We start from the raw sequence: 11,288 nt of genomic DNA, 5'->3' as shown, positions 1-11,288 counted from the left end.
TTAATAACAAGATATAAAACAATGGAATTAGCAAGTAAGTATAACCCCGCTGATGTGGAGGGTAAATGGTACCAGTATTGGCTGGACAACAAGCTTTTCAGTTCTAAACCCGACGGTCGTGAACCTTATACCGTCGTTATTCCGCCCCCAAATGTGACGGGCGTGCTCCACATGGGTCACATGCTTAACAATACTATTCAGGATATTTTGGTACGTCGTGCCCGCATGATGGGCAAGAATGCCTGCTGGGTTCCGGGAACAGACCATGCTTCGATTGCTACCGAAGCCAAGGTTGTCAATAAGCTGGCTCAGCAAGGTATCAAGAAGACGGATCTGACCCGCGAGGAATTCTTGAAGCATGCCTGGGCGTGGACGGAAGAACACGGTGGCATCATCTTGAAGCAGTTGCGCAAGCTGGGCGCTTCCTGCGATTGGGACCGTACGGCGTTTACCATGGATGAAGAACGGAGCAAGAGCGTGATCAAGGTCTTTGTCGATTTATATAATAAAGGCCTGATTTATCGGGGCGTCCGGATGGTCAACTGGGATCCGAAGGCCTTGACTGCCTTGAGTGATGAGGAAGTTATCTATAAGGAAGAACACAGCAAGTTGTATTACCTGCGTTATTATGTGGCTAATGATAACGGAGAAGGCGAAACAGGCGAGGAAGGTGAAGTTGTTCATCGGGATGCACAAGGCCGCCGTTATGCTGTTGTGGCTACGACTCGTCCGGAAACGATCATGGGTGATACGGCTATGTGTATCAATCCGAACGACCCGAAGAATCATTGGCTGAAGGGAAAGAAAGTGATCGTCCCGCTGGTTAACCGGGAAATTCCGGTAATCGAAGATGATTATGTAGATATCGAATTCGGTACGGGCTGTTTGAAGGTGACTCCGGCACACGACGTGAACGACTATATGCTGGGCGAGAAGTATAACTTGCCAAGCATCGACATCTTCAATGATAACGGAACCTTGAGCGAAGCGGCCGGTCTGTATGTCGGCATGGATCGTTTCGATGTCCGTGAGCAGATCGAGAAAGACCTGGCCGCAGCCGGTTTATTGGAAAAAGTAGAAGCATACACCAACAAGGTTGGTTTCTCTGAACGTACCAATGTGGCTATCGAACCGAAGCTGTCTATGCAATGGTTCCTGAAGATGCAGCACTTTGCTGATATGGCCTTGCCTCCGGTTATGAATGATGAGTTGAAATTCTATCCTCCGAAATATAAGAATACGTATCGTAACTGGCTGGAGAATATCAAGGACTGGTGTATCAGCCGTCAGTTGTGGTGGGGACACCGGATTCCGGCTTATTTCTTGCCTGAAGGCGGTTATGTAGTGGCAGAAACACCGGAAGAAGCCTTGAAGCTGGCTCAGGCAAAGACGGGAAATACTTCCCTGAAAGTGGAAGATCTGCGTCAGGATGAAGACTGTCTGGATACATGGTTCTCTTCTTGGTTGTGGCCGATTTCATTGTTTGATGGCATCAACAATCCGGGAAATGAAGAAATCAAGTATTATTATCCGACTTCTGTTCTGGTAACCGGACCGGATATCATCTTCTTCTGGGTAGCACGTATGATCATGGCCGGTTATGAATATATGGGCGATATGCCTTTCCGGAATGTCTATTTCACCGGTATCGTGCGTGACAAGATCGGACGTAAGATGTCTAAGTCGCTGGGTAACTCACCGGATCCGCTGGAACTGATCGAGAAGTACGGAGCCGATGGTGTCCGTATGGGTATGATGTTGTCTGCTCCGGCTGGAAACGATATCCTGTTTGATGACGCGCTGTGTGAACAAGGACGTAACTTCAATAATAAGATCTGGAATGCCTTCCGCTTGGTAAAAGGCTGGAATGTGGCAGAAATCGAACAGCCGGAATATGCGAAGCTGGCTATCTCGTGGTTTGACGCGATGTTGTCGAAGACAGCTGCCGAAGTCAATGACCTGTTCAGTAAATATCGTTTGAGCGAAGCCCTGATGGCGGTTTATAAACTGTTCTGGGACGAATTCTCAAGCTGGTATCTGGAAATGATCAAGCCGGCTTATGGACAACCGATTGACAAGGCTACTTACGAGAAGACATTGGAATTCTTCGATACGTTGCTGAAGCTGCTTCACCCGTTCATGCCGTTTATCACGGAAGAATTGTGGCAGCATATTTACGAGCGTAAGGATGGAGAAAGCATCATGGTTCAGACATTGAAGGTCGCAGAAAACTATGATGAGGCAATTATCGCCAAGTTCGAAGTCGTTAAGGAAGTAATCGGTGGCATCCGTACAATCCGTTTGCAGAAGAACATTGCCCAGAAAGAAGCTTTGAGTCTGGAAGTGGTCGGTGAGAATCCGGTAGCTGCTTTTGATTCAGTGATCGCGAAACTGTGTAACTTGTCTGCTATTACCACGGTAAGTAATAAGGCCGACGGCGCTGCTGCCTTTATGGTGGGAACAACCGAATATGCCGTACCGTTAGGCAACCTGATCAATGTGGAAGAAGAACTGAAGAAACTGGAAGCCGACTTGAAATATCAGGAAGGATTCCTGCAGAGTGTGATGAAGAAACTCAGCAATGAGAAGTTTGTCAGCAAGGCTCCGGCTCAGGTGATTGAAATGGAACGGAAGAAACAGGCTGATGCAGAAACAAAGATTGCTGCTTTGAAAGAAAGCATTGCCGCGCTGAAGAAATAACACACAGTTAATAGAATAAAGAAAGGCTGCCAGCCGACCGGACTCCGGTGTAGCTGGCAGCCTTTTTTGTTGGCCTTTATATCCATAAAAAGAGGGAACCTGCCGAAGGTTCCCTCAAATGCTATTATTGTTGCGGTTCATAAACGCCATCATACGGATTCTGGTCGCCATTTGGCCAAACGGCATCCGTCATCGAGTCGTTGTTCAATAATTCTGTATTCGGAATCTGATAGATCAGTCTCCAAGAACGAGCCGGGAACGGCGTTGCTCCTCCCCAGTCTACGTGATTTCCAGTACGTTCCAGAGGCAGTTCATTGCGGATGATATCGAAGAGTGCGAAGCCTTCACCATAAAGTTCCTTACGGCGTTCAATCCAGATCGCCTTTACCAGTTCTTCACCCGAAGCTTCTGTGCGGACAGCACCACGCATATCCTGCAGCTGCCATAACAAATCTTTGGCTTCCGATTCTTTTCCCTGACGGGCACAAGCTTCAGCGGCATTCAGTAACATTTCGTCTGAACGCATCACAACCATAGAACCACGGCAGTCTTCGTTGTCACGGAATTTCATGGAAATCCAGAACTTACGGCTGGTTCCTGCCGGGTCGTCCCAGTTTTGCATTTGCTGATAGCGGATATCGCTTTCATCAAACAGTTTTACGAAGTCGTCTGCCAGGATGAAGCAAGCGAATGTCCAGCAAGAACGGGTTCCGTTGTACCACATGGCGAATGGAGAATAATCACCCTTGTTCTGTTCTTCGGTCTGCTTGATACTCCAGATCCATGAAGGAGTTGATTCATCATTGAAACCAGCTGTGTAATCATCGTTGGTTGTCAGCGGATATTTGGCTAATACCTTACGCGCATATTCTTCTGATTTAGGCCAGTCGCGCATTACCTGATAAACTTCTGAAAGAATACCCTGAACTACCGACTGATCGATTACATTCGGGTAACTGGAGCTGCGTACAAAACCTTCCAACATCGGTTCGGCAGCAGTCAGGTCAGAAAGAATCTGCTGATAAGTTTCTTCCAATGTACCGCGCGGTGCTCCCGGTGTATTTACGTTGGATGGTTCTGTATAGATTGGCATACCCGGCATGTTCTTGGCAATCGGATAAGTCTGCTGGAACCATCTGGTCAGCCAGAAATAAGCCCATCCACGCATGGCTAATGCCTGGCCTTTGATGTATTGCTTTTCGGTTGCGTCGCCTTCGCAGTCATCTACATAGGCAATGATGGAATTGGCGTTGTTGATCAGGCGGTAGTAGTAAGTCCATATCTGGCTTGCACGGAAAATATCACCACGAGTCTCACCCCAATAGTTATAGGTAAAGTTGTACCATCCGCCTCCGTTACTCATGACATCTTCACCGGAAAGATCTGATATCATCTGATAGGAAGGAATACCCCAGTCGTCCTGGCGGTTTGCGCCACCACCACCGTAGCATTTCATCTGATAATAACAGCCGTTCAAGGCAGCCTGCGCGCCACTTACGGTTGTGAATACTTCGCTGTCGGCAACATCAGTAGATGGGTTGGTCTCAAGAAAATCACTGCACGAAGTTGTTCCACCAATAAGCAGGCCTGAGATCGCACAGGTTGTCAATATGTATTTAATTGATTTCATATTCTTATTAGTTGTCTTTGTTAAAATTGTTATTGAACTTACGTTACTGTCTCATTACAAGTTAAGCTGCAGACCGAACGAAATAGATTTCGTTGTCGGGAAGCGGTTGGCGGTAATACCGTCGATGCTTTGTTCCGGATCGGTACCACGGCGGGCTGCATTACCCCATGTCGCTAAATTGTCACCTTGTACATAAAGACGCAATGAATTGATTTGCAATTTCTTGGTCCATTCGCGAGGTAATGTATAACCTAATGTTACGTTACGGAGGCGGGCAAATGAGTTGTTGAACAAGAACTTCGATGTATATGATCCCATATAGCTACCATAAACGGTTGAGATTCTCGGGAATTTAGCATCTGTATTTTCCGGAGTCCAGGCTTCCAGCATATCCGGGTGCATGCTGTAACCGGTGCGGTATGACATAGCTGAAGCATAATCAGAGTCGTACAGTTTGCCACCCAAGCTATAGTAAATCATGAACGAAAAGTCGATACCTTTCCACGAGAAGTTATTTGTGATACCACCGAAGAATTTAGGAATAGCGTCGCCTAAGTACTTCTTCTGGTCTTCACTATTTACTGCATTATAATCTTCCGTCTTGATACGTTCTTTTACGACTTTGTTGCCGTTTTCATCGGTTTCATATACATTATACCAATACTGGTCGTTACCGGTTTCCGGGTTTACTCCGGCATATTCAGCGCCCCAGAAGTTATAGCGGGATTCGCCTTCGCGCCATTTGAAGTAACCTGAATTAATTTCGTCTTGCGGCAGTTTGGTAATGCGGTTTTTATAATGTGAACCATTCAGATTCAGATTCCACTTGAAATCCTTACTGTTGATGGCGGCAATATCGAGGTTGAATTCAACACCAGTATTCTTGACATCACCGATATTTCGCTCAATGCTTCCAAATCCGGTTGATGGTGCTTTCGGAGTATAGAACAACAAGTCTTTTGACTTACGGTTGAACCATTCGAAGCTACCGTTGATGCGGTTGAACAGGGCGAAATCAACACCTACGTTGGTTTGCAGGTTGGTTTCCCATTTCAGCGTCGGGTTTGCCAAACGGCTGATCATTACACCGGCATCGTTGTAGTTGTTCATACCTGTTGCATACAATCCCTGGTAAGCATAGTATATTGAGGTATTACCAGACATTAAGTTATCGTTACCTACGGCTCCGTAGCTGGCTTTCAGCTTCAAGTTGTCTAACCAACCTTTGGTACTTTCCATAAAGGCTTCGTTGGAAACACGCCAAGATGCACCGACTGACCAGAATTTACCCCAACGACTTTCTGGAGAGAAGCGGGATGAACCATCCGTACGGAAGCTGGCAGAAAGGTAATATCGGTCGTTATAATCATATTCCGCACGTGAGAACCAGCTTAACAAACGGTAATTGTCGGTATATGAATTCATGGAGCTCATTTCAGAAGCGGCTCCGATTTCTGTGATTCCAAAGAAAGGCAATCCGCGTTTTGCTGCTTGCAGGCTCTTGAACTGGCGGTAGTATGCTTCCTGACCTAACAAGATGTTGAATGAATGGTCGCCAATCGTCTTGTCGTATGTCAGAAGGTGGTTGGCTGTCCATGAGAAGTTCTTGTCGTTTTGCTTGTAAGCTTCACCACCATAACCGGCTGCGAAACCATATTCACTGTTGGTATATCCGTCATATCCATACAGATAATAGTCGAAGTTGAAGTTAGTACGCCATTTCAGTCCCGGCAGGAAGTTGATTTCGAAATAAGTACGGGCAGATGCGTTATCGGTCGTGTACGGATATTTATTGTAAACATTATCCGCTACGAAGTTAGAGCCGCTCCATGAAGTACGATAGTCTCCGTAATCGTAGATCAGGTTGCCGTCGCTGTCGCGGGCATAGTCTCCGGCTTGGGCATCCCATTCATAAATCGGATAAACAGAAGGCATCGAACGCAGCATCCACACTACCTGGTCATTTGAAGATCCTTCCTTCAGGCCGTGTGCCAGATTGGCGTTCAAACCAACCTTCAACCATTTGTTGACTTCGTAGTTGACATTGGCGCGGACAGTGAAGCGTTCGAATTCAGATACGGTGAATACACCTTTATCGTTCAGATAGCCGGCAGACAAGTAATAATCGGCTTTCTTTGATTTTCCGCTGAAGTCAATATTATATTCCTGGCGCAGGCGGGATTTCATCAGGGCATCTCTCCAGTCTCCGGAATACAGCAACTGGGCATCCGGATTCATCTTTCCGTCCAGTCCGACCGGCATATCTACATTATACGGGTTGCACCCCCATTGTCCAACCAAATAAGAAGAAGCATAGTTGGCTGCATCCGACTGCGAATAACCGTTATCCATATATCCATTGGATAAAGCCTGCCATGTCAGGACTGCAAATTCGTCTGGAGTCAGTGTGCGAGGCAGATCAACGGCCAAACTCGACCAGCCCCATGATGAACGGAAGTTGAGCTGTCCTTTCTCGCTAGCACCTTTCTTGGTGGTGATCATTACGACACCGTTGGCAGCACGTGATCCGTACAGGGCCGTAGCCGAAGCATCTTTCAAAACGGTCATTGATTCGATATCGGCCGGGTTGATGGCATTCAGGTAACCATCATAAGCCGTTCCATCTACTACATATAAAGGTGAGCTGGAAGCATTCATGGAACCGATACCACGAATCATAATGGTTGCATCAGAACCCGGTTCACCAGAAGTATTGAGAACTTGTACACCTGCACTTTGACCTTGCAGGGCCTGTGTTACGTTAGAGGCTTTGATCTTTTCGAGCGCGTCACTTTTTACAACGGTCGCAGAACCGGTAAACGATGATTTCTTTCCGGTACCATAGGCAACTACCATCACTTCGTCTAAAGCAACTAAGTCAGGTTCCATTGTAATTTTCATGGTAGTTCCCTTAATCTGTACATCTACGGCCTTATAACCTAAGTAAGAAACATTTAAGCTTTTAGTGCGTGGTGAAACTTGGATAGAGAATTTACCGTCCATGTCGGTCATCACTCCATTGCTACTCTGCTTATCCATGATGGCAACACCTGTCATAGGCAATCCATCTTCAGAAGAGACCACAACTCCTGTAATTACTTTTTCCTGAGGGTGTGTCGTAATACGCGATTCACCCTCTTTTCTTTATCAACGATAAGAGCGTAGTTAACTTTTTCAGGCAGCGATATTCTGAAGATAATCTCGATTATTTTGTTCCCAATAGCTTAAATGAGCGGTAATAAGGCCGTAAAGGTGTTTAATTGGCCAATTTATACCCTCTTTATTCATCTTGGTACACATCTTTTTTATATTGAAGGCGATGGCCAGGAAGGAAAAGTCCATGAGAACCTTGTCCTTTCCAAAATGACGGAAGCGCTTGTAGTTCATGTTGAATTTTATCTGTCCAAATACAGCTTCCGGTTCTATGCACCTTTGCCCTCTGTGTTTCAGCCCTTCTTCGGAACAGAGAAGTTCCCGGGCTTTCTGTTTGTATATCCAGAGTCGGTGATTCAGTTCTATCGTCCTGTTTCCTTTAGCTTTAAAACACAGACATCTTAACGGACATCCTTCGCATCTGACAGCCCTATACCTGGCATATTCGACTACATATCCGGATTCGGTTTTCGTATGCCTGGTGCCTGCCCTCTGCATCTTTTGTCCCATTGGACAGACACAGTAATCCTGTTCTTCATTGTAGAAAAAGTTTTCGGCTTTAAAAGGATTCGGTTTAAATCTTGGCCGCTGCTCCATGTGGAAATAATTGTATTTGACGTATGCTTCCATCCCGTTTTCCGACATAAAGTGGTAATTCTCTTCTGATCCGTAACCGGAATCAGCAACCACCGTATGAGCCAACTGGCCGTATCTGTCGGCAAAGGACTTCAGGAAGGGAATCATCGTCAAGGTGTCAGTCGGATTCGGGAAAAGAGAATAATCGATAATGAATTGATTTTCCGTAGCAATCTGAAGATTATATCCGGGTTTTGTCTGACCGTTGCGCATGGCATCCTCCTTCATTCTCATAAAGGTGGCCTCTTTGTCTGTCTTGGAATAAGAGTTGCGGTCCTGAAGATTGTCCAGATGGTTATTGTATTCCTGAAGCTTATCTCTATGTGCTTCCAGTTCTTTCAGCTGCCTGCGTTTCTTTCTCAGTGCAGATTTCTGCTCTTTCGTGGATGGTTCTGAAGCCTGTTCAAGGGCATTGCGTAATTCTCCTGCCATTTCTGTCAGCATGGAAGGGGAAAACTCAATTTCCTCGTTGTTTTCCGAAGCTTTTTCCTGAGCGATGACGTCATCTATTTGGCTTAACAAAACACTGATTTTCTTCATCAGTCGTTCACGGTTTCGCTCAACGCTCTTCCGCCATACAAAAGTATATTTGTTGGCCTTGGACTCAATCTTTGTTCCGTCAATATATTCCACATTCAGACTGATGAAACCTTTGGATGAAAGCAGAAGTACGGTTTGGGTAAACACTTCGTTAATTTCCTTCTTCACCCGGTTACGGAAACGGTTGATAGTAATGAAGTCCGGTTTCTCATAACCGGCTAACCATATGTAATGGATATCACGACGAAGATGCTTTTCTATTTTCCGGCAGGAGTATATATTGTTCATATAGGCATACAAGATAACCTTTAGCATCATCTTGGGATGGTAAGGACTACGGCCGTATTCTTTGTATAACTTCCTGAAACCTTCAAGATTCAGGCTTTCAACCAAAGCGTCAACCATGCGTACAGGATCGTTTTCTGCAATATCTTCATCGATTCTTTGCGGAAAAAGTACCGTTTGGTTGGGAGTGTATGGACGAAAATGTATCTTTGTCATATGTGTAAATCTTTATGCTTAAAGATACAAAATCTTTAGGTAATAACAAAGCCCCAGCTTGTGAAAGTCGGGGCTTTGTGCTAAAAAAGAAGGTGTGCTTTTTGACACACCTTCAATTACGGAAAAAGCGCCTAATGCTAATAAGAATTTTTTCATATAACACTAATTTTTATAATAAGGATTAGAAAGTCTAATAATTGTTCATTTTACAATTGTTGCAAATATATAGATTATATTTAAAAAATGAAATTTTCATGCGGCTTTTTTTATTGAAATGTCGAATATTTTGTTTTTGTGATTATAAAAAGATAAAGAAACGGCTTGAATACGTCGTTTTATAAAGCCGTAAAATAATAAAGGTTGGTGTAAATATATTTAATTTTCGAAATTCTATAGAAATTCTTTAGTTCACGCCGTGGATTACTTAGTTCGCGTCGTGGATTACTTAGTTCGCGTCGTGGATTACTTAGTTCACGCCGTGGATTACTTAGTTCACGCCGTGAATTACTTAGTTCACGCCGTGAACTAAAGAATATCTGGTTAGATTCCTAACTTTTTCGGGTTATCTGGCCACGATCCATTTTTCTATATTTCTGGTTTTACTGCTAAAGTTTATACCTATTTTGAAAAGCGTACGATTATCAGAAGAAAAAGGAAGGGCATAATTGTTCGCTTCTATCTGTGCCAATGCTTCTTCAGCCGAACCTTCAAATTTAAATTCCAAAATATGTATTTAGAAGCGTAGAACAACCAAAAACAATCAGAAATATCCAAACATAAACATTTAATTATCAACACATTCTAAAAATTAACACTTTTCGGCTGCTTTTTGATGCTTCCCAAATTTCCACATATTTTTGAGACGTATTTCTGACGTGGAGAATTTGCGGGGCTTGTTTTTTGTCACACCGTGCAGACAGTTGACAAGGGTTTACAACCGTTTACGACAAGCGACAATATCCGCCCCAACATTCAGTGACGGTCACATCGTGTAGAAAGGCGACAACCGTTGACTGCCGTTTACATCCGTTCACCACTTCAGGAATACAGGATTGAAGAAATGAACCAGTAAACGATAAAGCAGTATGAAAGCAACCCGAAAATGCAGTTTTTGCGGCAAGTCCTTTGTTACCCGCAGCGGAATGCAAAGGTATTGCAGCGAGGCTTGTCAGGCGGAAGCCCGGCGAGCCAGAATGACACAGAAGAACAACCTCTTCAAGGCCGTCCGGCCAATCATGGAGATACAGCATCAGGAGTATCTCACCTTTTCCAAAGCAGCCATACTCATGGGCTGTTCCCGACAGTACATCTATAAACTTGTAGCCATGGGTAAGCTGAAAGCCTCACGCATCAGCAACCGCATGGCATTCATCCGCAGAGCCGACATCGAGCGGATGCTGGAGGGTAATCCCTACCACCGCATCCTGCCCGGCAGCACTTCCACACCGAAAAAAAACGCTTCATCTTCCTTCCCGGCGAAAAAAGAAAAAAGGGAAAAGGTAACCGATGAAGTGCCGGACTTCTATTCCGGTGAAGAGGTGATATCCCTTTATAAAGTCAAGCAGTCATGGCTCTATACCACCGCCAAACGCAACCGCATCCCCATCTGCCGTATCGCTGGAAAGAACTATTACAGCAAGAAGCATGTTGACGAGTTCTTCGGTACGGCTGTTGATATGGAAAGTATCACCGACTGGCTCCTGACTGAAGAAGCGGAAGAGCAGTTCGGCATGAAGCCTGCCGCACTCCGGGCATACGCCTACCGGCACAGGATACCGACCAAAAGAGAATACGGCCGCACCTATTACTCCAAGTCCCATCTGGACGAACTCCGCAGAACCGACCTTGTGAACGACGAGCGTTATTACACCGTGGAACAGGTCCGGCAGATTTACGGGCTTTCCTCCGCCAACATCTGCCATATCGTCAAGGTTAAGCACATCGAAAAGATAAAGGTCGGCGTGAAGAACCTGCTTCTGCGCTCCGACGTGGAGCGTGTCATGGCTGAAAGGAACAAATAACCGCAAGCAACCGCCATTACCCGAAAATTATTTCAAAATGATTGTCGTGGAGATATTCACGGCTGTTTCACGTTGTTCCTTTGCCACCGTGAACACGGAGACACCTC

The 11,288-nt window shown here is 45.3% G+C and carries 6 protein-coding genes and 1 pseudogene; 2 read left to right on the top strand and 5 right to left on the bottom strand.

The features are described 5' to 3' along the window. The first annotated feature begins 21 nt into the window (after positions 1-21). Positions 22-2,700, top strand: a complete 2,679-nt coding sequence (locus tag NEE14_RS07720) for a valine--tRNA ligase (protein ID WP_251968578.1) — start codon at positions 22-24, stop codon at positions 2,698-2,700. Positions 2,701-2,824: 124 nt separating this feature from the next. Here the strand turns inward: NEE14_RS07720 and NEE14_RS07715 are convergent, their stop codons facing one another. From NEE14_RS07715 to NEE14_RS07695, 5 genes and pseudogenes are all read right to left on the bottom strand, one after another. After that, positions 2,825-4,330 carry a RagB/SusD family nutrient uptake outer membrane protein gene (locus NEE14_RS07715; protein ID WP_251968579.1) on the bottom strand — a complete coding sequence of 502 codons (1,506 nt, stop codon included), beginning with the start codon at positions 4,328-4,330 and terminating at the stop codon, positions 2,825-2,827. A 54-nt stretch (positions 4,331-4,384) separates the two neighbouring features. After that, positions 4,385-7,453 carry a TonB-dependent receptor gene (locus NEE14_RS07710; RefSeq protein ID WP_317259027.1) on the bottom strand — a complete coding sequence of 1,023 codons (3,069 nt, stop codon included), beginning with the start codon at positions 7,451-7,453 and terminating at the stop codon, positions 4,385-4,387. Positions 7,454-7,504: 51 nt separating this feature from the next. Beyond that, positions 7,505-9,160 (bottom strand): IS1182 family transposase, encoded by a 1,656-nt coding sequence (locus tag NEE14_RS07705; protein ID WP_338578715.1) that lies wholly within the window; start codon positions 9,158-9,160, stop codon positions 7,505-7,507. An 18-nt stretch (positions 9,161-9,178) separates the two neighbouring features. Beyond that, positions 9,179-9,316, bottom strand: coding sequence for a hypothetical protein (locus NEE14_RS07700; RefSeq protein WP_338578825.1), 138 nt, complete (start codon positions 9,314-9,316; stop codon positions 9,179-9,181). Between the two features lie 406 nt (positions 9,317-9,722). Continuing rightward, positions 9,723-9,893: pseudogene (locus NEE14_RS07695) on the bottom strand (PD-(D/E)XK nuclease domain-containing protein); the annotation flags it as partial. A gap of 352 nt (positions 9,894-10,245) precedes the next feature. Here NEE14_RS07695 and NEE14_RS07690 point away from each other — a divergent pair. After that, positions 10,246-11,181 carry a helix-turn-helix transcriptional regulator gene (locus tag NEE14_RS07690; protein ID WP_251968136.1) on the top strand — a complete coding sequence of 312 codons (936 nt, stop codon included), beginning with the start codon at positions 10,246-10,248 and terminating at the stop codon, positions 11,179-11,181. Positions 11,182-11,288: the final 107 nt, after the last annotated feature.

This window comes from Parabacteroides sp. AD58, assembly GCF_023744375.2.
GTDB lineage: Bacteria > Bacteroidota > Bacteroidia > Bacteroidales > Tannerellaceae > Parabacteroides > Parabacteroides absconsus.
Note: the sequence above shows the minus strand (reverse complement) of the source record. Positions and strands in the feature narration are given on the sequence as shown.